The organism is Actinomyces stomatis, assembly GCF_031292835.1.
In the GTDB taxonomy this organism is placed as follows: domain Bacteria; phylum Actinomycetota; class Actinomycetes; order Actinomycetales; family Actinomycetaceae; genus Actinomyces; species Actinomyces stomatis.
In genome coordinates, this window is the sequence record NZ_JASPEP010000003.1 from 164,704 (window position 1) to 185,326 (window position 20,623).

Consider the following 20,623-nt stretch of genomic DNA (forward strand, 5'->3'; position numbering starts at 1 on the left):
GTGAGTTTCATGAACGTCCTGGATATCACGGTGGTGTCGGTGGCACTGGGTGATATCGGGCAGAGTCTTGGTGCATCGCAGAGTGAGTTGCAGTGGGTAGTGGACGCCTACACGCTGCCGTTGGGGGCGTTGTTGATGTCAGCGGCGACTTTGAGCGGAAGTCTGGGGCGACTGCGATTGTTCCGTTGGGGGCTGGTCCTGTTCACGGTGGGGTCGGCCGTGTGCGCATTGGCCCCTTCGATGGTCGTACTCAACGCTTTCCGGGCTCTTCAGGCGGTCGGTGGGGCGATCTTCCTGGGCGTCGGCGTGCCGATGATCTCTGATCGCTACGCCGCCGGACGCGAGCGGGCACGAGCTACCGGAATCTACGGGCTCATCTCAGGGGTGGCTATCGCTGCGGGGCCACTGGCAGGCGGGGGCCTGGTCCTAGTCGCCGGGTGGCGCTCCATTTTTTGGATCAACGTCCCTGTGGGGGTGGTGTCCTGGCTGGCGTCGTGGCATGTGAAGGATCACGGCGCGGATCGCAGAGGTTCAGACGTGGACTGGCCCGGAACACTGCTGGCAGTCCTTTCCACCGGGGGCGTGACGGTCGTCCTGCTGGAGGGGTCGGCCTGGGGGTGGACTAGTGCGCGCACGCTTGTTGGCGTTGCTGTCGGACTGGCCGCGATGGGGCTGTTCATAGCCGTCGAGCGGTGTTCGGACTCACCTATGGTTCCGGGGCTCCTGCTGACTGACCGGCTCTATGTGGTGAGTATCCTGACCGGCTTTGCCGTCCAGGCTGGTCTGGTGGGGCAGATGCCCTGGCTGTCGCTGTATGCACAGAATATCTACCTGTTTTCACCCCTGCAGACTGGACTCTGCTTCCTCCCGTTCAGTCTCTGTGCCATCGCGGGGGCGTGGCTGTTTCGTGGTGGTAATGGGCGCTGGGCGCCGTCGGCCAGGCTGCTGGGGATCCTTGTCGTCGGGTGTGCGGCGCTGATGTCATGGGTACTGTTGTACGGCTCATCGACCTGGGTGGTGCTTCTGCCGGGCCTGATCCTGGCAGGCATTGCGGTTGGCGCTGCCGGGACTGTGGTCAACGAGCAGGCGGTCGCTTCCTTCGAGGGTGATGAGGCAGGTGCTGCCTCTGGGCTGTCCGCTGCGATGAGGCAGATCGGCGTGGTGCTCGGCGTGGCTGTCTCCGGCGTGGGGTTCGGTAGTGCGAGCGAGCACGTGGTGCGTGATCAGTGGCCGGTGGGTGCGCAGGAGCTTGTCAGCAGCGTGCGCTCAGGACAGGGACTGCGTACGACGGCTAGTGCTCCCGGTGCCGGGCGCAGCCTTCTTGCCGACGTCGTGCACCGTGCCACCGACTGGGGGATGGTGACCAGTTTCGCGATCGGGCTGTTCATTATGCTAATGGTGCTGGTGACCGGCGTCCTGTGGCTACGACGAGGAGGCGTCAACATGTCGGCTCCGGGGAAGAAAAATCCCCCGGTCCGAGAAACACCACGCACCCCACACCGCTGAGCGCGACATCCTCAGAATCTGCGCCAGATCCGCCTGCATAACCCCGACTCTTGCCGCCCGAGTCGTCCACGTCGCTGTCCGGCTCCATCCGGACGGTGGTGGGCCGCAGCGCGCTCAGGCGAAGACGACGGTGCGGTGCCCGTTGAGCAGCACCCGGTGCTCAGTGTGCCAGCGCACCGCCTGCGCCAGCACCCGGCGCTCGACGTCCTGCCCCTTGGCCTGCAGCACGGACACCGAGTCCTCATGACCGGCCCGCGTCACGTCCTGCTCGATGATCGGCCCCTCATCGAGGTCCGCCGTCACGTAATGCGCCGTCGCCCCAATGAGCTTGACCCCGCGCTCGTGCGCCTGGGCGTAAGGACGCGCCCCCTTGAAGGACGGCAGGAACGAGTGGTGGATGTTGATGACGCCCCCGTGCAGCCGCTCGCACAGGGCGGGGGAGAGGATCTGCATGTAGCGGGCCAGCACCACCAGCTCGACGTTGAGGGAGTCCACCAGCCCCAGTAGCTCGGCTTCGGCGGCCTCCTTGGTCTCCTTGGTGACTGGGATGTGGTGGAAGGGAACTCCGTAGAACTCGGCGACGTCCCGCAGCGTCTCGTGGTTGCCCACTACGCCGACGACGTCGACCGGCAGCCCCTGGCTGCGCTCCCTGAAGAGCAGGTCGGTCAGGCAGTGCCCCTCCTTCGAGACCATGATGAGGGTGCGCATGGCCCGCCCCACCTCATCGAGGCTCCACTCCATCTCGTACTCGCCGGCCAGCTCGGCCAGGTCCTTCTCCAGTTCCACGCGCGGCACGGTGGTGAGCACCTGGACCCGCATGAAGAACAGACCGGTGGAGGAGTCCCCGAACTGCTTGGACTCGGTGATGTTCCCACCGCGGCGCGCCAACGTGCCGGTGACCGCGTGGACGATGCCCGGACGGTCTGGGCAGGACAGGGACAGGACCAGGTGGGCGGCGGAGTCGGGTTGCGCCGTGGAGAGAGCCATGGTCTCAGCCTAACCGGGACCGGCCCCCGCCGTAGAAACGGCTCAGGTGCCGGTCCCGGAGGATCCGTACTCCTTGGCTTCCCGTAACGCCTTAGCCCTGACGGGCCTTGAGACGGGGGTTCTTCTTGTTGATGACGTAGGTGTGACCGCGGCGTCGGACCACCTTGGACCCCGGCTGCTTGGCCAGGGACCGGATCGAGGCACGCACCTTCATATCGGCTCCTTCCTTCTTTGTGTTCAGCGAGGACGGTGAGAGATCGAGGGGAGGGGCGGTGGCGCCCCGCCTGCCCGCCTACCGCTTGCGCTTGCCGTAGCGGCGCTCGAACTTCTCCACTCGGCCGGCCGTGTCCAGGATCTTGCCCTGGCCGGTCCAGAACGGGTGCGAGGCGCTGGAGACCTCGACGTCGTAGACCGGGTAGGTGTTGCCGTCCTCCCACTCGATGGTCTCCGACGACGTCAGGGTCGAACGGGTCAGGAAGGCGAAGTCGGCGGACTTGTCACGAAAGACGATGGGCTGGTAGCTGGGGTGGATCCCAGGACGCATACGAGCTCCTTGGGTGGGGGTGAATGTAAGAACTGACGTGGAGACGGGTGTCGGTGGCGGCGCTGCGAGAGGGCGGCTGCGGCTGCGTTACGCCGCATGCCCCCGGCGGGTGCGGGCCCACAGACCCACCCCGCCCGCACCCGCCTACCAGGAGGACTTGACGATGCCCGGCAGCTCGCCGCGCAGCGCCATCTCGCGGAAGCGCACCCGGGAGGTCCCGGTGACGCGCAGGTGCCCGCGCGGGCGACCGTCCACCGCGTCGCGCCGACGCAGACGAGTGGGGGAGGCGTCTCGCGGCAGCGCGTGCAGAGCCGCCATCGCCTCATCGCGCTTCTCCTGGCTCAGGTGAGGGTTGATCGAGGCCCGCTTGAGCTCGGCGCGGCGCTCGGCGTAACGCTCCACCATCTGCTGGCGCCGCAGCTCGGCGGCGATCTTGGACTTCTTGGCCATCAGCGCGACTCCTTGTACTCCACGTGCCGGCGCACCACCGGATCGAACTTGCGCAGCACCAGCCGGTCGGGGGTGTTGCGGCGGTTCTTGCGGGTCACGTAGGTGTGACCCGTGCCCGCGGTCGAGACCATCTTGATGATCGGCCGCAGGTCCTTGCCCTTGGCTCCGCTCATGACAGCTTCTCCCCTCGGGCGAGCATCTGAGCCACGACGACATCAATGCCCAGTTTGTCGATCGTGCGGATGCCCTTGGCGGACACCGTCAGGCGCAGGGTGCGACCCAAGGACGGCACCCAGTAGCGCTTGCGCTGCAGGTTGGGATCCCAGCGCCGGGGCGTGCGCTTGTGGGAGTGAGAGACGGACCGGCCGAAGACAGGCCGGGCCCCCGTGACTTGGCAGTAGGTGGTCATGACGAGCATGATATAAGAATGATTCTCAGTTTCGTCAACTCTGCTGGAGGACACCCGTGACCGACCCCTCGGACGACCTCGTCGACAACTGCGCCGACATCCCCGGCTTCCCGGCCGACGGCCGACACGCCCTGGCCGTCATCGGCGCCGTCGACCCCGCTCTGCTGGACCTGGTCGACCTCACCCTGGCCGGCCAGGACGCCGTGGTCATCCGCGCCGGGCTCCACTTCGGCGCCGATGACCAGGCCGAGAGCAGCGACGCCGACGGCGACCTGGTTCGACTCGTCAGCCACAGCTCGGCCGAGGGCTTCGACGACGAACCGGTCAGGCTCGACGTCCCCATGCCCTCCACCTGCCCCACCTGCTCCCTGCGGGAGGTCCTGGCCGCCGTCGCCCAGGACCGCGCCGCCCAGGAACCGGGCGGCACCACCGTCATCCTCCTGCCGGCGGCCATCGAGCTCGCCCACCTCCTGCCCGGACTGGCCGAGGAGCTCACCGGCACCGGCGTGAGACTGGCCGGAGCCGCCCACGTCCTGGACGCCACGACCGCCCTGGACGAGCTCCTCGAGCACCGCCTGCTGACCGCCTTCCCCGGCGACTCCCGCTGCACGGGCGCCGTCCACCTGACCAACCTCGGCTACGCCGACCTCGTCCTGGCCCTGGGACGTGACGAGGACCCCGCCGGGGCCGACCTCATTGAGCACCTGCGCCCCCACGACGCCCTCCTGCTCCCGGGGCTCGACGCACCCCTCCTGGAGGCCCTCACCGCCCTCACCCACGACGCCGCCGCCTCCCTGAGCCGCATCCACCCCGCCACCACCAGCGCCTGGGGTGGCCCCGACGAGCACGGCGTGTGGACCCTCGACCTCAGCGCCACCATGCCCTTCCATCCCGGACGCCTGCGCTCCCTCGTCGTCGAGCTCGCCGGACAGGGCCTGTGCGCTCGCGGCTGCTTCTGGCTGCCCAGCCGTCCTGGCCGGGTCTGCACCTGGGAGGTCGCCGGAGGTGCCGTGATCGTTGGCGACGCCGGCACCTGGGCGGAGGTCCCGACCGCCCCCTCCGGTACCGGCGGCGACGCGGCCGACGAGCCCCGCTGCCACCTCGTGGTCACCGGCGTCGGCGATGAGGAGATGCGCGAGCAGGTGCGCCGCGCCTTCGCCCGGATCCTCCTGCGACCCGAGGAGATGGCCCAGGCGCTGGCCTGGATCGGCGCCGACGACGGCCTGGGCGACTGGTTCGGGCAGGAGGGCTGAGCGTCCACCCCTGTGGCGCGAGCCTCACTCTGGGGCGGCACGGCGCGGCAGGGGGCGGCGCGGCTCCGCCCCGGCACGGTAGGGTGGTCCTGTCGCGACTGGCGCCGGGTGGATCACCACCGGGGAGCGGCACGAACACGACTCCGGGGTCGCCCGCCTGGGCCACGGATCGCCCACCAGTGCGCGCACGGCCGCCCGCTTCGCCGCGGCCTGCGCCTCACACCTGAGGAGAGACATGACCGCGCAAGCCGTCACCCCGTCCCTGAACCAGCCCCTGGCCGAGCTCGACCCAGACATCGCCGAGGTCCTCACCGGCGAGCTCACCCGCCAGCGCGAGACCCTGGAGATGATCGCCTCGGAGAACTTCGTTCCCCGGGCCGTCCTGGAGTGTCAGGGATCGGTCCTGACCAACAAGTACGCGGAAGGCTACCCGGGGCGCCGCTACTACGGCGGCTGCGAGGTCGTCGACGTCGCCGAGTCCCTGGCCATCGAGCGCGCCAAGTCCGTCTTCGACGCCGAGTGGGCCAACGTCCAGCCCCACTCCGGTGCCCAGGCCAATGCCGCCGTCCTCCACGCCCTGGCCACCCCCGGCGACACCCTCCTGGGTCTGTCCCTGGCCCACGGCGGCCACCTCACCCACGGCATGAAGATCAACTTCTCCGGCAAGAACTACAACGCCACCGCCTACGGCGTGGACGAGACCACCATGCGCATCGAGATGGACCAGGTGCGCGAGGCCGCCCTGCGCGAGCGCCCCACGGTCATCATCGCCGGCTGGTCCGCCTACCCCCGCCACCTCGACTTCGCAGCCTTCCGCGCGATCGCCGACGAGGTCGGTGCGGCCCTGTGGGTGGACATGGCCCACTTCGCCGGGCTCGTCGCCGCCGGCCTGCACCCCAACCCCGTCCCGCACGCCGACGTCGTGTCCACCACCGTCCACAAGACCCTGGGCGGCCCCCGCTCCGGCATGCTCCTGTCCAGCCGCGCCGAGCAGTGGGGCAAGAAGCTCAACTCCGCCGTCTTCCCCGGCCAGCAGGGCGGCCCCCTCATGCACGTCATCGCCGCCAAGGCCGTGGCCATGAAGATCGCCGGCACCGAGGAGTTCCGCGAGCGCCAGGAGCGCACTGTGCGCGGCGCCGCCATCATCGCCGAGCGCCTGGGGGCCGATGACGTCAAGGCCGCCGGCGTCAGCCTGGTCACCGGTGGTACCGACGTCCACCTGGTGCTGGTGGACCTGCGCGACTCCTCCCTGGACGGCCAGCAGGCCGAGGACCTCCTGCACACCGCCGGCATCACGGTCAACCGCAACGCCGTCCCCTTCGACCCGCGTCCCCCGCGCGTCACCTCCGGCCTGCGCATCGGCACCCCCGCCCTGGCCACCCGCGGCTTCGGCGACGCCGAGTTCTCCGAGGTCGCCGACATCATCGCCGCCACCCTCATCCACGGCGCCGCCGGTACCGCCGACGACGAGACCCTGGCCGCCCTGCGCGCCCGCGTGCGCGCCCTGACCGACGCCTTCCCCCTCTACCCGGGGCTGGCCCAGTGAGGGCGCCCTGGAACGGGGCCGCCCGGGTCCTGGACGGCAAGGCCACGGCCTCCGCCCTCAAGGCCGAGCTCAAGGAGCGCGTCGCGGCGCTGCGCGAGCGCGGCGTCACCCCCGGCCTGGGCACGGTCCTGGTGGGGGAGGACCCCGGCAGCGTCAAGTACGTCGCCGGGAAGCACGCCGACTGCGCCGAGGTCGGCATCCTCTCCATCCGTGAGGACCTGCCGGCCACCGCCACCCAGGCCGAGGTGGAGGCCGCCGTCGACCGCCTCAACGCCGATGACGCCTGTACCGGCTACATCGTCCAGCTCCCGCTGCCGGCGGGCGTGGACACCAACGCGGTCCTGGAGCGCGTCGACCCGGCCAAGGACGCCGACGGCCTGCACCCCACCAACCTGGGGCGCCTGGTGCTGCGGGCCTCTGGACCCATCGACTCGCCGCTGCCCTGCACGCCGCGCGGCTGCATCGAGCTCATGGAGCGCCACGGCATCGACCTGGCCGGCCGCAACGTGTGCGTCGTCGGCCGCGGTGTCACGGTGGGCCGCTCCATCGGCCTGCTCCTGGGACGCAAGGACGTCAACGCCACCGTGGACATCTGCCACACCGGCACCACGGATCTGGCTGAGCACGTGCGCCGGGCCGACGTCGTCATCTCGGCGGCCGGCAGCCCCGGCATCATCACCCCGGAGATGGTCGCTCCCGGCGCCATCGTCCTGGACGTGGGCGTCTCGCGCGTCGTCGACCCCGCCACCGGCAAGGGCCGCATCGCCGGTGACGTCGCCGACGGCGTCGACGAGGTGGCCTCCTGGCTCTCGCCCAACCCCGGTGGCGTGGGGCCCATGACCCGCGCCCTCCTGCTGGCCAACGTTGTCGAGACCGCGGAGCGCTCGCTCTGAAGCGGCGCCGCTGGTCCGGCGCGTGACCGCCTCACCTGACCGGACCGGCCCTCGGGCGTCCTGGGATGCCTGAGGGCCGGTCTGCGTCGTCGGGTCCTGATCCGCCCCTCAGTCCAGGTCCTGCCTGGAGGCGCGACGTGCCGCCAGCTCCTTGGCCAGCATCGCGCAGCCCAGGACGCACAGTGGCATGGAGGCCAGCCACAGAAGGGTGCTGACGCGGGACAGGAACGAGGCCTGAGCCAGGACGGGGAGGGCGGCGGCGATGACGATGACGGCCATCCATACGCCGAGTCGTCGTGCGCTGCGCGGCTTGCGGACGTCGTCGGGATCCATGGCCCGATCCTCTCACCCGGTGATCTCGAACCTGCGCTCATCCAGACAGCCGGCGCGCAGGTCGGTGACGGTGAGCCGGCGCACCGAGGCCCACCGGGGGCCGTGTCTCAGCCACGCGATCAGCCGGCCCACGGCCTCCGGCTCGCCCTGGGCCATGACCTCGACGTCCCCGTCGGGCAGGTTGCGGACCTGCCCCACCACACCCAGCTCCTGGGCGGTGTAGGCGCAGTGGTAGCGGAAACCCACACCCTGGACCGTGCCCTGGACCAGGACGTGAACGGTTCTCACGCTGCTGGCACTCATACCGGCGTCGCTCATGGCTCTATCGTCTCAGGCTCAGGGCCGACCGCGTAGGCTTGCCGCCATGCGTATCGCCACCGTCAACGTCAACGGCATCCGGGCCGCCGCCCGCAAGGGCATGGGGGAGTGGCTCACCGCCTCTGCCCCCGACATCCTCCTGCTCCAGGAGGTTCGTGCCGACGAGCAGATCGCCGTCGATCTGCTGCCCGGCTACGAGGCCGCCATCTGGCCCTGTCGCATCAAGGGCCGTGCGGGTGTGGGTGTCGCCGTGCGCGATGGCGGCCCCGCCGCCCTCGGCGAGCTGCGCTACGGCGTGGCCGCTCCCGGAACCGAGGAGCCCGACGTCGACTCCGGTCGCTGGCTCGAGGCCGACCTGAGTCTCACCGGCTTCGACGGCGTCGAGCAGCTCACCGTCATCTCCGCCTACCTGCACTCCGGCCAGCTGGGCACCGAGAAGATGGACCAGAAGTACGCCCACCTCGAGCTCGTCGACGCCCGCATGGCCGACCTCCTGGGCGCCGCCCGTGATGGCGGCCCCCAGGCCGTCATGGCCGGGGACCTCAACGTGGTGCGCTCCGAGCGCGACATCAAGAACTGGAAGCCCAACCACAACAAGATCGCCGGCGTCATGGATGAGGAGATCGCCCACCTGGAGGGATGGTTCGCCTCCGGCTGGGTGGACGCCTCGCGCCACCTCGTGGGGGACGAGGAGCAGGGGCCCTACACGTGGTGGTCCCAGCGCGGCAAGGCCTTCGACAACAACGCCGGTTGGCGGATCGACTACCAGGTCCTCACCCCAGCCCTGGCCGAGCGGGCCCGCAGCGTCGCCGTGGATCGGGCGCCCGACTACGCCTCACGCTGGTCCGACCACGCCCCGCTCGTCGTCGAGTACCTCTAAAGCCACGGCTGACCCTTCCGGAGAACGGATGTCGGGGTCGGGCACGTGAACGTGCCCGACCCCGACATCCGTCTCAGTAGCGGATCGCGTCGATCGGCCGGATGCGGGTGGCCACGATCGCTGGGATGATGCCCGCCAGCGCGCCCACGGCGGTGGCCGCGATGAGGCCGATGACGGCCGCCATCATGGGGAAGGGCGGGGTCGTGGTCACCGGGATCCCCAGGAAGGTGCTCAGCGGCATGAAGCGCATCCCGACGATCGCGATCCCGATGCCGACGACGCCGGCGACCACGGTGGCCACCACCGACTCCAGCATGATGGAGAAGAAGATGCGTCTGCTCGTCGCCCCGAAGGAGCGCCGCACCCCGATCTCGTGGATGCGTTGGCGCACGGTCACCAGTGAGATGTTGACCAGGCTCAGGGCCCCCAGCAGCATGACGAACACGCCGGCGGCCGTGACCACCTGGGTGAAGGTGTTCGCGCTGGAGACCATGCCGCCGCCCTGGAGGTTGTCCTCGGTCTGGGTCGAGCCCTGACCGAAGCGCGCGTCCAGGTCCTTCTTGGCCAGGCTGGCGACCTCCTTCGCGCCGTCCTGACCGGCCCAGATCTCCAGTGTGGGGGCGGGGCGGGAAGCGTCCTTGGGCAGCCAGTGCTCGTAAGGCGTGTTGAGGGCGAAGGCGGTCACGGGCTGTGTGCACGGCAGGCCCGCGTCCCGCTCGGGGTCACCGCTGCAACCCATGAGGGAGAGGTCCTCCGCCTCCAGCACGCCGACGATCGTGAAGGAGGTCTGCACGGGGGAGAAGGAGGTGATGGTGACCGGCTCGGTGAGCTCCTGGATCCCCAGTGCGTCAAGGAAGCCCTGGGTGACGACCATACTCGGGGACAGGTCGTCCTCGTCCTGCGCGGTGAACCAGCGCCCCTGGGAGACGGTCTTGTGGTGCAGGAGCCCGTAGCTCAGGCTCACGGTCTGGGTGGGCACGCTCCGAGCCCCGTCGGGGAAGGAGAAGCGGACGTTGGAGGTGTAGGTCGTCGCCCAGGACTTGACGTCGTAGCGCTCGACGAAGCTGTTCATCGCCCCCGAGATCTTCGCTGCGGTCGCAGCGCTGGTCGTGGAGCCTCCGCCTGCGCCACCTGCGCCACCTGCGCCACCTGCGCCACCTGCGCCACCTGCGCCACCCGAGCCACCCGACCCGCCTGCGTCGGCGCCACTGCTGCCGGCTGAGTCGCTGCCGGCGCTCGCCTCGGGTGCGTCGTCGGCCTGGAGTGCCTGGTCCAGGCCCTTGCCGGTGGGGCTGACGTTGATCGTCACCGTGCCCTGGCGGCCGGTGTACTTCTCGCTGACCTTGTTGATGGCGTCGACGGAGACCTGCCCCAGGGCGATGACGAAGGTCATGGCCGCCACCGCCGCCGCCACGCCCACCAGGGACAGCAGGACCCTCAGCTTGCCGATGCGCAGCTGGGCCCACGCCTCGACGATGGCGCCGAAGAATCCGGTGAGAATGCCGTTCATGAGGCTCCTTCGTGGCTGGTGGAGGGAGACGGATAGGGGGATGCCGGAGGGGCGACGACCTCACCGAACTCCTCCAGGCTGCCGACCTTGCGACGCATGACGGAGATCGGGGTGAGGGTGCCGTGATCGAGCCGGTACTGCGTGTGGGCGCGGCCGGCCACGGCCAGGTCGTGAGTGATGATGATGAGGGCGGCGCCGTTCTCGGCGCACTGTCGCTCCAGGAGCGTCATGACCGAGTTGCCGGTGTCGACGTCGAGGGCTCCGGTGGGCTCGTCGGCCAGGATGACGCTGGGGCGGCGGGACAGTGCCCGGGCGATGGCCACCCGCTGCTGCTCGCCTCCCGACAGACGTGAGATGGGCGAGCCCACCTTGTCTCCCAGGCCCACGGCCTCCAGCAGCTCCGCGGCCCGCGTGCTGCGGGTCCAGAAGGCCCTGCCGGTGTCGTACAGGAGCGGGGCGGCCACGTTCTCGGTGGTGCTCAGCCCCGGGATGAGGTTGAAGGACTGGAAGACGAAGCCGAAGGTCTGCCCCCGCAGGTGGGCGCGGCGGCTCTCCCCGAGCCGGGAGGTGTCGGTGCCGGAGAGCGTGTAGTGGCCCGACGTCGGCTTGTCGATGAGACCCAGGATGTTGAGCAGGGTGGACTTGCCCGTTCCCGAGCGTCCCACGATGGCCACGTGCTCGCCGGGGGAGACGCTCAGGTTGACTCCCGTGAGAATCTCCAGGGGCTCGGAGTCGGGAACGGTGAAGGTACGGGTGATCTCCCGCAGCTCCAGCAGCCCGCTCACAGGATCTCCTTGCCTTCGGAGTCGTAGCAGGCGGAGTTGTCCGGCTCGCAGCTATCCGGCGTCCCGGTACGGCGCGTGTCCTTGTTGGGGACGAACTGCAGCACCTGCTGGTCGGCCTTGAGGCCGGCGGTGATCTGGATGTTCGTGCCGTCCGTGATCCCCAGCTTCACGGCGGTCTTGACCGCCTTGGAGGCGTCCCCGGACTCGGGGACCAGCCACACGAAGCCCGAGCCGACCTTGCCCTCCACGGCGGTGACCGGAACCATCAGGGTGTCCGAGGCACTGCCCGCGTCAACGCTGATGGTCACCGGCATGCCGGCGAAGACCTTCTGGTCGCCGGGAACCGCGCAGCGCATCTCCACGCTGGTGCCGTCACCGGAGGTGGTCGTCGTCGAGCCGTCCCCACCGGTGGTCGTGGAGGCGGAGGCCTTGGTGCCGACCTTGAGGTTGTTGCACTGGAAGGGAGCCGGGCCCCCTTCCAGGGTCAGGGTCGCGGCAGTGGGGGCGTTGGTGAGCCGGTACTGCTGCGTGGCGCTGACGGTGCCGGTGGCCGAGTAGGTCGAGGGGGTGATAGTGGCCACGACGACGCCGACGCCGGTCTCCTGCTGCTTGATGACCTTGGGGGTCACAGTGCCGCTGACAGGGGCGTAGATCGTGGACCAGGTGACCTTGTCCTCGGTCGGTGTCTGGGTGACGTTGCCGTTCTCATCGGTCTTGGTCGTCGGGGACTGAGACTCGGAGTGCTTGATGTAGAGCAGTGGATCGCCGGCGTTGACCTGGCTGTCCTTCTCCACGGCGACCGAGTCCACCACGCCCGCCAGGTCGGCCTGGACCTCGACCGTGGCGTCCTGAACGATGTGACCCTTGACCGTCACCGTGTTGGAGATGTTGCCGGTGGCAACGGTGGCGGTCTTGACGTCAGCGGCGTAACCGGGGGAGATGTCAGCGGTTGTGCCATCGTTCTGCGAGGGGAAGAAGGCGATCTTCACCAGGGCGACGGCGATGATCACCGCAATGAGGGTCTTGAGGGCGGGCCAGACGAAGCGCTTCACGGCGTCCTCCATGGAAGGCAACGGAATCGGAACCGGGTAGGGAGCCCGCGTTCCTGATTAATACGCACAGAGACTACGGCAGGAGTACTTGTCTGACCTCATCCTGAAGGAGGAACGCTGAAAGCCCTCTCCAACCGAGGTTGGAGAGGGCTGATCACCGTCAAGGTGCGCCGGCCGAGCGGCGTGCTGTACAGCTCAGGCGAGCCGTCCGGCCGGGGCAGCGGGAACCGCGTCGAGGAAGGCCGGTGGGTTGAAACCCTCACGCCGGTAGGCATCGGTCACGGCGGCGGCCACGTCGTGGACGGCGTCAGCGTCCACCAGGGCGATCGCCGAGCCTCCGAACCCGCCACCGGTCATGCGCGCCCCGTGGGCGCCGGCGGCACGGGCCGCCTCCACGGCCACATCCAGCTCGGGGCAAGTGCACTCGTAGTCCACGCGCAGTGACTCGTGCGAGGCGTCCATGAGCCTGCCCGCCTCGGCGAGCTTCTCACCGCGCAGGGGGCGCCCGTCCTGCAGGAGCGAGACGAGCCGGCGGGTGCGGTCGATCTCGGTGACGACGTGGCGGGTGCGCTTGACCAGCTCGTCGGCCTCTCCGGCGTCCTGGACGTCGGCGCTTGCGGCCAGGCGCTCCAGGGCACCGGGCAGGTCCTCGACCGCGATGTCCGCGAGGAGCTCCACGCCAAGGATCTCGGCGGCGCGCTCGCAGGCGGCTCGCCTGGCACCGTACTGGCCGTCGTCCAGGGAGTGCTTGGCCTTGGTGTCGATGACCAGGAGGGCCAGCCCCTCGGCGGCCAGGTCGAAGGGCACGTGGGTCACCGAGCCGTCGCGGCAGTCCAGCTCCAGGGCGTGACCCTCGTGGCAGCGCAGGGAGGCCGACTGGTCCATGCCGCCGGTGGGGGCGCCGGCCATCTCGTTCTCCGTGCGCACGCAGTTGGACACCAAGCGGGCGCGCCCGGCGTCGTTGGGCTCCTCAGGAGTCCCGGCCAGGCCCAGGTGCGCGACCTCGTCAATGGCGACGGCCGCAGAGCACTCCAGGGCCGCCGAGGAGGACAGCCCGCCTCCCAGGGGCACGCAGGAGACGAGGGCGGCATCGAAGCCCGGCAGGCTCTCGAAGCCGTCGCGCTCCAGGGACCAGGCGACGCCGGCGATGTAGGAGGCCCAGTGCTCCACCTCCCCGGGGGTTCCCTTCGGGCCGATCGTGTCGAGGTCCATGACGTCGACCTTCTCCCGGGTCTGGGGGGATACCAGGCGCACGACGCGGTCGTCGCGGCGCCGCAGCGCCAGGTGCGCCCGGTGGGGCAGGGCGATGGGCAGGGCCAGGCCGCCGTTGTAGTCGGTGTGCTCGCCAATGATGTTGACGCGCCCGGGTGCGTACCAGACGCCGTCGGGCTCGGCCTCGAAGACCTCGCGGAACAGGGCGGTCGCAGCCTCGGCGCCCTCCTGCGGGCTCAGCGCGGGGGCGAAGACGGGAGCATCGTTGGTCATCGTGGTCTCCTGTGAGGGTTGTTCTGTGAGTGAGAGGACGGGTGGTGGGCGGGCTGTGGAAGGGGCGAGAAGGACGGTGAGGGCGGGGTGGGGTCAGGTGGCGATGGTCAGGCGGGTGCCGGCCTGTTGCAGGGCGTCGACGCTGTCGGCGTCGGGCTCGGCCTCGGTCACCAGGACCCCGATGTCCCGGGTGGCGCAGAAGGAGCGCAGCCCCAGGACCCCCCACTTGGAGGAGTCCAGCGTGGCCACCACCGTGCGCCCGGCGGCGACCAGTGCCTGGTTGGCGGAGGCCTCCTGCAGGTTGGGGGTCATGAGCCCGGCCTCGGGTGTGAAGCCGTGGGCGCCCAGGAAGACCCACTCCACGCGCATTGTGCGCAGCGCGTCGATGGCCACCAGCCCCACCAGGGCGTTCGACGGCGTGCGCTCGCCCCCGGTGATGACCACCGTGGGGGCGTCGCGGTTCTCGGCGCGGGCGGCGTCGGCGGCGTCGAAGAGCACCTGCGCGGCGGGCAGCGAGTTCGTGATGACGGTCAGGGTGGGGAAGTGCTCCAGCTCGGTCAGGGCCTGGGCGAGCGCCAGGGTGGTGGTCCCGGCGGACAGCGCCAGGGAGTCCCCGGGGCGGACCATGGCGGCCGCGGCCTGGCCGATGCGGCGCTTGGCCTCCAGGTTGAGAGTCGACTTGGCGGTGAATCGTGGCTCGAGGGTCGTGGGGCCGGCCGCCACCGCCCCGCCGTGGACGCGTTCGACGAGCCCCTGGGTGACGAGCTCAGTGATGTCTCTGCGCACGGTCATCTCGGAGATCCCCAGCTCCTCGACGATGTCGGCCACACGGACCCCGCCGGTGGCCGCGACCCGCTCCAGGATGTGCTCCTGACGCTGACGGGCGAGCATCGGGGCCGGACGGGGCGGGGCGACGGCTGAGGCTGAGGGGCCGGGGTGCATGGGGCCAGTCTGCCAGACCTCGGCCAAGAAAACGCCATGTTCGCACGTTCCCGCACAGAGTCGCACAGGCGGTGGTGGGCGCCACGGTTTCACCCGTTCGGTCGGTCATGGCACACTTATCCCGCTCGTGCTGCACTCTCGGCTGGGATAACGGGGGTGTGACACGGTAATGTGTTCGGGTCCCCCTCGTGGGCGTGCGTTCTCCGGACGCAGGATTTCACATCAACCCGATCGACCAGTCATCCCGTAGGAGCTCAGGAGTCATGCAGATCCCCGCACCAGACGCGCACCAGTGCGTCATCGGTGTGGCCATCGCCCTGCCCTCCCACTACGCCGCCCAGGTGCGAGCGGTGCGGGAGGCCGCCGGGGATCCTCTGGCCGAGGTCGTGCCGCCCCATATCACGCTGCTGCCCCCCACGGCCGTCGACGTCGACTCCCTCGACGAGGTCATGCGGCACCTGCGCGACGTGGCTGCCGGGACGAGCCCCTTCGAGGTGCGTCTTGACGAGGTCGGCACCTTCCGGCCCGTCAGTCCCGTGGTCTACCTCGGTCTGCGCAGCGGTGCCGAGGATTGCGACCGTCTTCAGACGCGGGTCCGCGACCGCCGGGGCCCCCTGGCCCGTTCGCTCAGCTTCCCCTTCCATCCGCACGTGACCCTGGCCCACGAGATCGCCGAGGACGGCCTCGACACCGCGGCGAGGAAGGGGGCGGATCTGACCATGGACTTCACCGTCACCAAGCTTCATCTCTACCGCCACCTCAGTCGGCCCGCCCGCCGCAGCAGCAGTGGGTGCTCGGCCTCGGAGGGGGGCTGGGAAGTGGTTGCCGCCTTCGCCTTCGGGGGTTCCCTCGCCTCCGACACCTCCGCCGACAGTGAGGCGCCCGCAGCATCGGCGGTCCCGACGACTCCGGTGGTCTCGGTGTGATCGAGCGTGTTAAGGAGCTGCTGGCGGCTGGGCGGCGCACGCGGGTCGGTCGGGCCCTGATCCGCTACGGCACGGCGCGCGGTGCGCTCATGGCCGGCGGGATCGCCTACACGGGTATGTTCTCGGTCTTCGCCGTGCTCGTCATCGGCGTGAGCATGCTCATGGCGATGCTCGGTCGGCACCCCACCATCCGGGCGGCCGTCGTGGACTCCATCAACTCTCTGCTGCCCGGTGTCATCGACACCGGCAACGGCAAGGGGCTGGTCTCGGTCGAGCAGCTGACGCTCACCTCTGCGCTCAACCTGGGCTCGGTGCTGGCGGCCGGGGCCTTCATCTACTCGGTCATCAGCCTCATGGGTACTCTCAAGATCGCCTTGCGGGCCATGTTCGGCCTGGTCAACCCCGTGATGAGACCGGTGGTCGGGCAATTGGCCAATATCGCGGGGTTCCTCGTCATCGTGGCCGGAGTGCTGGTGACCGCCGTCGCCTCGGTGGTGACGACGACGCTGTCGGGCAACGTCGGTCGGGCCCTGGGCCTGCCGCAGTCGCTGACCGGGACCGGGACATGGATGATGACGCTCCTGCTCTCCTTCCTCATCGACACCGGTGTCCTGGCGCTCCTCATCACCATGTGCGGCATCCGCCCTCCCCGACGCGACCTGGTGCAGGGCTGCATGCTGGGCGCCTTCGCGCTGGGCGCGCTGCGCCAGGTGGGAACCGGGGCGGTCGGCTCGGTGACACGTAACCCGCTGCTGGCCTCCTTCGCCGCCATCGCCGTCCTCATCCTGTGGCTGCACCTGACCAGCCGCGTCGTGCTGCTTGTGGCGGCCTGGATGGCCAACCCGCCGCTGCCCCGTGACGTCGGCCACCCCGACGAGGTCCACGCCCACGAGCGCCCCAACTACGTAACGCTCTCCGTGCCTGAGACCCTGGCCTGGCCCCGGCAGTCCATTACCGGAAGTCTCGAGGCGGACCCGACGGCACACCCTGACTACCTCCCCCCGGTGCCGATCCCCTGAGTGTGGATGGAAACACTTTTTGGGAGGGATGGGGAATGGTGGTGCTTACGTCCGAAGGTGAATTTTTCACGAATCAAAAGATGGGTGTGATGTGTTCTTGAGCCCCTGGTCGCCTAGCGAATTGATGGGGTATATATGCATCGACAGTTCGTGAATCCTGGGGTTGAGATTCTCGTCCATACGGGTAGCATTGCGTGTCGAACACATCCCTTGTTCTCTTTTCCTGAAAGGAGTCGTTGTGTCAGCGGCTAAACGAGTGCTCATCTTTGCGTTGGTTCTGCTGGTAGCGGGCGTTGGCGCCATCGGGATCAGTCTTATTCCTGCGAGCGGACCGGCCCCCAAGTATGAATGCGTCACCGACGGGTCCGTCAGTTCCGGGTTCAGCGATCCGGACCAGGGAGACTGCCCCGTCACCATTGAGAGCTATCGGGCTCGTGCCCAGTGGGAGAGTCAAGGATGGATCGGTGAGAGTGCCTATACGGTTCGCAAAGCAGCGGTTGGTGGAGTGGTGCTCGGCATTATTGGTTTGATTGGCGCGGGTGTCATGAAAGCGACTCAGCGGAAGAAGGTCGCCCGGCCCGGGATGTAGATGCTGAGACTGGGGCGGTGGTGTGTGCGAGGTTGTGTTCCGAGCGCTAGCCTGTGCCGGTGACTGATATTTCTGGCAACCCTGGCAAGTCCGATCGCCCCGCACAGCCCGACGGCTCGGCGCCGGCCATTCACGCCATCATCCCCGCCGGCGGCGCGGGCACCCGGCTGTGGCCGCTCAGCCGGCGTCACCGCCCCAAGTTCCTCCTCGACCTCACCGGGGCCGGCCACAGTCTCCTGCAGGACACCGTCGAGCGACTCGCCCCGGTGACCGCGACGACGACGGTCGTCACCGGTGTCGCCCATATCGCCGCCGTGGCCGACCAGCTTCCGAGCATCCCGCGCGACAACCTCCTGGCCGAGCCCTCCCCGCGCGACTCCATGGCGGCCATCGGCCTGGCCGCAGCTGTCATCGCCCGCCGTCACGGACGAGACGCCGTCGTCGGCTCCTTCGCCGCCGACCACACTGTGGCCGACCGGGCCGCCTTCGCCGACGCCGTCCGACAGGCCGCCCTCCTGGCCGAGCAGGGCTGGGTGGTCACCATCGGGATCGAGGCCACCGGCCCCTCGACCGCCTTCGGCTACATCCACGCGGGGGACCCCACTGACGTGCCCGGGGCCCCCGACGGTCGTCGGGTCCGGGGCTTCACCGAGAAGCCCGACGCCGACACCGCCGCCGCCTACCTGGCCACCGGCGACTACCGCTGGAACGCGGGCATGTTCGTGGTCCGCGCCGGCGTCCTCCTGGACCACCTCGCCGAGCTCAGGCCCCAGCTGGCCCAGGGCATCGAGGCCATTGCCGCCGCTTGGGACGCCCCCGAGCGTGAGGAGGTCCTGGCCGAGCGCTGGCCGGCCCTGGAGAAGATCGCCATCGACCACGCCATCGCCGAGCCGGTGGCCGCCGCCGGGGGAGTGGCCACCGTGCCGGTCTCCATGGGCTGGAACGACGTCGGCGGATTCGACGCCCTGACCGAGCTCGTCCCGCCGCACACCGAGGGGGTGGCGGCAGGGGCAGGCGTACTCGACGACGTCGACGGTTCTGCCTGCGTCGGCGCCGTTGACGGCGCAGCCCTCGCGGCCCCGTGCCCGGAGGTTCGGGCCCTTGACTCCGATGGTGCCCTCATCGCCTCGACGTCCGGACGCACGGTTGTGCTTCTGGGAGTGCCGGGTGCCGTCGTCGTCGATACTCCCGATGCCCTCCTGGTCACCACCCCCGAGCACGCCCAGGACGTCAAGGGCGTCGTCGACGCCCTCAAGGCGGCCGGTCGCGAGGATCTGCTCTAGCCGGACCACTGCGCCGGGGACCGTCTTGGCCCCCGACTTCTGAGGCGCTCACGCCGGCGCGATTCCGGGGTAGGGCTGGTCGCCCTGAAGGCCATGGTGGGCCGATGGGAGAAATCCGGCATCTCGCCAGTGTCCACAGCGCTGACATCAGTTCCGCATCGGCGCCGCGCGCCGAAGATAAACCGCGGCATTCCAACGATTCGCACCGGGCGCTTCCGCGGCGGGTTCGTTGATGTCAGTGCTGTGGACACTGGGCTGCCTTCAGCATCGGCCCAGCGGGGGTCTTGCGGCGCAGCCCGACGCCCTCACCCCAGGTCCGACCCCACTGGCCCCTGCTCGGCTCTTGATCGGGGCCTGGAGGTCGTGGTCCGACGTCGGCTCCGGCCCGGGGCTTGTCAGAGCTGCCCCTACTCCACGAGGGTCGGGATCTACTGGCCAAGGGTTGTGCGTACTGCACGAAGGCCCTACCTACCTGGAGTACCCCCATCCCTCCTCCAGTAGTACCCGGGCCTCGTGCATTGCGACCAGACGACGCTGGACGTCGCCCGAGTTGCTGCGAGTAGCCAGCCTCGCCGGCCCTTGGCGGTAAGGCACGCAGCGGCAATCGGGGTCGGTCAGTTGGCCCTTCGAGGGGCCCAGTGCCGGAAGAAGACGCTCCTCCGGCGCCGGGCCCCTCATCGAAACCACGACGATCATGAGGTCATTCCGGTGGATCAGGTGGTGTGAGAATGAGAGGCTTTCACCTATCCTTGACACTCGGATGTGTCCCCCGTCGCACGTGAGAACCACGGAGGTTTCCATGAAGAAGGCCTGCTCCGCGATGACGCTCGGCGCGGCCCTGGCCCTGGTCCTGGCCGCCTGCGGGACGCCGCCGGCGCAGCGGCCCACCCGTAACCTCGAGGGCGCCAAGGACTTCATCGCCTGCATGCTCTCCGATGAAGGCGGCTTCGACGACCACTCCTTCAACGAGTCCGGCAAGAAGGGACTGGATCGGGCCGGCAAGGAGCTGGGAGTCAAGACCATCGCCGTGCAGTCGGAGAGCTCCGCCGACTACGCCACCAACATCTACGCGCTCATCCAGCAGAACTGCAAGCTCGTCATCGGCGTCGGCTTCAACATCGCCGCCGACCTGGCCGAGTCGGCCAAGGCCAACCCCGACATCCAGTTCGCCCTCATCGACGCCTCCTTCATCGGCGCCGACGGGAAGCCCACCACCCTTCCCAACACCAAACCGCTGCTGTTCAAGACGGCCGAGGCCGCCTACCTGGCCGGATACGCCGCCGCCGGCACCTCACGGACCGGGGTCGTGGGCACCTACGGCGGCAAGCCCCTGCCCACCGTCCAGATCTTCATGGACGGATTCGCCAAAGGCGTGGCCCGCTACAACAAGGACACCGGTGCCTCGGTCCAGGTCAAGGGCTGGGACACCACCACCGGCAAGGGCGGCTCCTTCGTCGGCAACTTCACCGACGCCGCCAAGGGCCAGGCCATCACCGAGCAGTTCATCTCCCAGGGCGCGGACATCATCATGCCGGTGGCCGGCCCCGTCGGTCAGGGCACGCTGGCCTCCGTCAAGCAGAAGAACGACGCCGGTGGCACCAACGCCGTCATCTGGGTCGACTCCGACGGCTACACCTCCACCGGCGACGGCAGCATCATCATGACCTCCGTGGTCAAGGAGATCGGCAACTCGGTCTTCGACACCGTCAAGAACGCCTCCGAGGGGAGATTCTCCTCCGAGCCCTACATCGGAACCCTCAAGAACAAAGGGGTGGCCGCTGCGCCCTTCCACGACTTCGACTCCCGGGTACCGGCGCCGGTCAAGGCCAGGCTCGAGGAGCTGCGACAGCAGATCATCGACGGGTCCCTCGACGTCTCCACCCCCTACGACCCCTCCTGAACGCCCGGCCGGG

At 69.3% G+C, this 20,623-nt stretch carries 23 protein-coding genes and 1 riboswitch; of the genes, 10 read left to right on the forward strand and 13 right to left on the reverse strand.

Annotated elements, in window-relative coordinates; genetic code table 11:
• Positions 1 to 1,506, forward strand: a complete 1,506-nt coding sequence (locus RIV12_RS03240; RefSeq protein ID WP_309322090.1) for an MFS transporter — start codon at positions 1 to 3, stop codon at positions 1,504 to 1,506.
• Positions 1,507 to 1,620: 114 nt separating this feature from the next.
• Here the strand turns inward: RIV12_RS03240 and purU are convergent, their stop codons facing one another.
• The 6 genes from purU to rpmB all read right to left on the reverse strand — a co-directional run bounded on the left by purU (position 1,621) and on the right by rpmB (position 3,896).
• A complete protein-coding gene (gene purU, locus RIV12_RS03245) occupies positions 1,621 to 2,493 on the reverse strand; it encodes a formyltetrahydrofolate deformylase (RefSeq protein ID WP_309322091.1) in 873 nt (290 codons plus the stop codon).
• Positions 2,494 to 2,584: 91 nt separating this feature from the next.
• Positions 2,585 to 2,707: a type B 50S ribosomal protein L36 gene (gene ykgO, locus RIV12_RS03250; protein ID WP_003782012.1), complete on the reverse strand. Its 123-nt coding sequence runs from the start codon at positions 2,705 to 2,707 to the stop codon at positions 2,585 to 2,587.
• 78 nt (positions 2,708 to 2,785) lie between these two features.
• Entirely contained in the window at positions 2,786 to 3,037 is a 252-nt protein-coding gene (locus RIV12_RS03255; RefSeq protein WP_009403829.1) for a type B 50S ribosomal protein L31, read from the reverse strand.
• A gap of 144 nt (positions 3,038 to 3,181) precedes the next feature.
• The gene (gene rpsN / locus RIV12_RS03260; protein ID WP_075418001.1) at positions 3,182 to 3,487 is read right to left on the reverse strand and encodes a 30S ribosomal protein S14; all 306 of its coding nucleotides are present in this window, start codon (positions 3,485 to 3,487) and stop codon (positions 3,182 to 3,184) included.
• Entirely contained in the window at positions 3,487 to 3,660 is a 174-nt protein-coding gene (rpmG, locus tag RIV12_RS03265; protein ID WP_003789591.1) for a 50S ribosomal protein L33, read from the reverse strand. The genes rpsN and rpmG overlap by 1 nt, the downstream gene beginning before the upstream one ends.
• Positions 3,657 to 3,896 (reverse strand): 50S ribosomal protein L28, encoded by a 240-nt coding sequence (gene rpmB, locus RIV12_RS03270; RefSeq protein WP_309322092.1) that lies wholly within the window; start codon positions 3,894 to 3,896, stop codon positions 3,657 to 3,659. The genes rpmG and rpmB overlap by 4 nt, the downstream gene beginning before the upstream one ends.
• A 56-nt stretch (positions 3,897 to 3,952) precedes the next feature.
• Between rpmB and RIV12_RS03275 the strand changes: the two genes are divergently transcribed.
• The 3 genes from RIV12_RS03275 to RIV12_RS03285 all read left to right on the forward strand — a co-directional run bounded on the left by RIV12_RS03275 (position 3,953) and on the right by RIV12_RS03285 (position 7,588).
• The gene (locus RIV12_RS03275; RefSeq protein ID WP_309322093.1) at positions 3,953 to 5,149 is read left to right on the forward strand and encodes a CobW family GTP-binding protein; all 1,197 of its coding nucleotides are present in this window, start codon (positions 3,953 to 3,955) and stop codon (positions 5,147 to 5,149) included.
• A gap of 84 nt (positions 5,150 to 5,233) precedes the next feature.
• A riboswitch (ZMP/ZTP riboswitch) is annotated at positions 5,234 to 5,319 on the forward strand.
• Positions 5,320 to 5,384: 65 nt separating this feature from the next.
• Positions 5,385 to 6,695 (forward strand): serine hydroxymethyltransferase, encoded by a 1,311-nt coding sequence (gene glyA, locus RIV12_RS03280; RefSeq protein WP_309322094.1) that lies wholly within the window; start codon positions 5,385 to 5,387, stop codon positions 6,693 to 6,695.
• Complete coding sequence (locus tag RIV12_RS03285) at positions 6,692 to 7,588, forward strand: bifunctional methylenetetrahydrofolate dehydrogenase/methenyltetrahydrofolate cyclohydrolase (protein WP_309322095.1); 897 nt, start codon at positions 6,692 to 6,694, stop codon at positions 7,586 to 7,588. The genes glyA and RIV12_RS03285 overlap by 4 nt, the downstream gene beginning before the upstream one ends.
• A gap of 108 nt (positions 7,589 to 7,696) precedes the next feature.
• On the opposite strand, the gene RIV12_RS03290 is transcribed toward RIV12_RS03285, so the two are convergent.
• Complete coding sequence (locus RIV12_RS03290; protein WP_075418005.1) at positions 7,697 to 7,921, reverse strand: hypothetical protein; 225 nt, start codon at positions 7,919 to 7,921, stop codon at positions 7,697 to 7,699.
• 12 nt (positions 7,922 to 7,933) lie between these two features.
• Positions 7,934 to 8,239, reverse strand: coding sequence for an acylphosphatase (locus RIV12_RS03295; protein WP_075418006.1), 306 nt, complete (start codon positions 8,237 to 8,239; stop codon positions 7,934 to 7,936).
• Between the two features lie 46 nt (positions 8,240 to 8,285).
• On the opposite strand from RIV12_RS03295, the gene RIV12_RS03300 reads away from it, so the two are divergent.
• Positions 8,286 to 9,119 carry an exodeoxyribonuclease III gene (locus RIV12_RS03300; protein ID WP_309322096.1) on the forward strand — a complete coding sequence of 278 codons (834 nt, stop codon included), beginning with the start codon at positions 8,286 to 8,288 and terminating at the stop codon, positions 9,117 to 9,119.
• 73 nt (positions 9,120 to 9,192) lie between these two features.
• On the opposite strand, the gene RIV12_RS03305 is transcribed toward RIV12_RS03300, so the two are convergent.
• The 5 genes from RIV12_RS03305 to RIV12_RS03325 form a co-directional block, all read right to left on the reverse strand.
• Positions 9,193 to 10,629 (reverse strand): ABC transporter permease, encoded by a 1,437-nt coding sequence (locus tag RIV12_RS03305; protein WP_309322097.1) that lies wholly within the window; start codon positions 10,627 to 10,629, stop codon positions 9,193 to 9,195.
• Entirely contained in the window at positions 10,626 to 11,414 is a 789-nt protein-coding gene (locus tag RIV12_RS03310; RefSeq protein WP_309322098.1) for an ABC transporter ATP-binding protein, read from the reverse strand. Before RIV12_RS03310 ends, RIV12_RS03305 begins: the two co-directional genes overlap by 4 nt.
• On the reverse strand, positions 11,411 to 12,478 hold the full coding sequence (locus RIV12_RS03315) for a permuted SH3 domain-containing protein (RefSeq protein ID WP_309322099.1): 1,068 nt from the start codon (positions 12,476 to 12,478) through the stop codon (positions 11,411 to 11,413). Before RIV12_RS03315 ends, RIV12_RS03310 begins: the two co-directional genes overlap by 4 nt.
• 183 nt (positions 12,479 to 12,661) lie before the next feature.
• Positions 12,662 to 13,951, reverse strand: a complete 1,290-nt coding sequence (gene galK / locus RIV12_RS03320; RefSeq protein ID WP_309322100.1) for a galactokinase — start codon at positions 13,949 to 13,951, stop codon at positions 12,662 to 12,664.
• Between the two features lie 93 nt (positions 13,952 to 14,044).
• The gene (locus tag RIV12_RS03325) at positions 14,045 to 14,842 is read right to left on the reverse strand and encodes a DeoR/GlpR family DNA-binding transcription regulator (protein ID WP_075418081.1); all 798 of its coding nucleotides are present in this window, start codon (positions 14,840 to 14,842) and stop codon (positions 14,045 to 14,047) included.
• A gap of 314 nt (positions 14,843 to 15,156) precedes the next feature.
• Between RIV12_RS03325 and RIV12_RS03330 the strand changes: the two genes are divergently transcribed.
• The 5 genes from RIV12_RS03330 to RIV12_RS03350 all read left to right on the forward strand — a co-directional run bounded on the left by RIV12_RS03330 (position 15,157) and on the right by RIV12_RS03350 (position 20,610).
• On the forward strand, positions 15,157 to 15,819 hold the full coding sequence (locus RIV12_RS03330) for a 2'-5' RNA ligase family protein (protein ID WP_309322101.1): 663 nt from the start codon (positions 15,157 to 15,159) through the stop codon (positions 15,817 to 15,819).
• The gene (locus tag RIV12_RS03335) at positions 15,816 to 16,838 is read left to right on the forward strand and encodes a YihY/virulence factor BrkB family protein (protein ID WP_309322102.1); all 1,023 of its coding nucleotides are present in this window, start codon (positions 15,816 to 15,818) and stop codon (positions 16,836 to 16,838) included. The genes RIV12_RS03330 and RIV12_RS03335 overlap by 4 nt, the downstream gene beginning before the upstream one ends.
• Positions 16,839 to 17,076: 238 nt before the next feature.
• A complete protein-coding gene (locus tag RIV12_RS03340; RefSeq protein ID WP_309322103.1) occupies positions 17,077 to 17,427 on the forward strand; it encodes a hypothetical protein in 351 nt (116 codons plus the stop codon).
• Positions 17,428 to 17,480: 53 nt separating this feature from the next.
• Positions 17,481 to 18,710, forward strand: coding sequence for a mannose-1-phosphate guanylyltransferase (locus RIV12_RS03345; protein WP_309322104.1), 1,230 nt, complete (start codon positions 17,481 to 17,483; stop codon positions 18,708 to 18,710).
• Positions 18,711 to 19,509: 799 nt separating this feature from the next.
• Positions 19,510 to 20,610, forward strand: coding sequence for a BMP family lipoprotein (locus tag RIV12_RS03350; protein WP_075418017.1), 1,101 nt, complete (start codon positions 19,510 to 19,512; stop codon positions 20,608 to 20,610).
• Positions 20,611 to 20,623 lie beyond the last annotated feature (13 nt).

Coding starts and splice junctions, on each gene's coding strand:
- purU (WP_309322091.1), bottom strand. CDS start 2,493: ATGGCTCTCTCCACGGCGCAACCCGACTCCGCCGCCCACCTGGTCCTG.
- ykgO (WP_003782012.1), bottom strand. CDS start 2,707: ATGAAGGTGCGTGCCTCGATCCGGTCCCTGGCCAAGCAGCCGGGGTCC.
- RIV12_RS03255 (WP_009403829.1), bottom strand. CDS start 3,037: ATGCGTCCTGGGATCCACCCCAGCTACCAGCCCATCGTCTTTCGTGAC.
- rpsN (WP_075418001.1), bottom strand. CDS start 3,487: ATGGCCAAGAAGTCCAAGATCGCCGCCGAGCTGCGGCGCCAGCAGATG.
- rpmG (WP_003789591.1), bottom strand. CDS start 3,660: ATGAGCGGAGCCAAGGGCAAGGACCTGCGGCCGATCATCAAGATGGTC.
- rpmB (WP_309322092.1), bottom strand. CDS start 3,896: ATGACCACCTACTGCCAAGTCACGGGGGCCCGGCCTGTCTTCGGCCGG.
- glyA (WP_309322094.1), top strand. CDS start 5,385: ATGACCGCGCAAGCCGTCACCCCGTCCCTGAACCAGCCCCTGGCCGAG.
- RIV12_RS03290 (WP_075418005.1), bottom strand. CDS start 7,921: ATGGATCCCGACGACGTCCGCAAGCCGCGCAGCGCACGACGACTCGGC.
- RIV12_RS03295 (WP_075418006.1), bottom strand. CDS start 8,239: ATGAGCGACGCCGGTATGAGTGCCAGCAGCGTGAGAACCGTTCACGTC.
- RIV12_RS03300 (WP_309322096.1), top strand. CDS start 8,286: ATGCGTATCGCCACCGTCAACGTCAACGGCATCCGGGCCGCCGCCCGC.
- RIV12_RS03305 (WP_309322097.1), bottom strand. CDS start 10,629: ATGAACGGCATTCTCACCGGATTCTTCGGCGCCATCGTCGAGGCGTGG.
- RIV12_RS03315 (WP_309322099.1), bottom strand. CDS start 12,478: ATGGAGGACGCCGTGAAGCGCTTCGTCTGGCCCGCCCTCAAGACCCTC.
- galK (WP_309322100.1), bottom strand. CDS start 13,951: ATGACCAACGATGCTCCCGTCTTCGCCCCCGCGCTGAGCCCGCAGGAG.
- RIV12_RS03325 (WP_075418081.1), bottom strand. CDS start 14,842: ATGCTCGCCCGTCAGCGTCAGGAGCACATCCTGGAGCGGGTCGCGGCC.
- RIV12_RS03330 (WP_309322101.1), top strand. CDS start 15,157: ATGCAGATCCCCGCACCAGACGCGCACCAGTGCGTCATCGGTGTGGCC.
- RIV12_RS03350 (WP_075418017.1), top strand. CDS start 19,510: ATGAAGAAGGCCTGCTCCGCGATGACGCTCGGCGCGGCCCTGGCCCTG.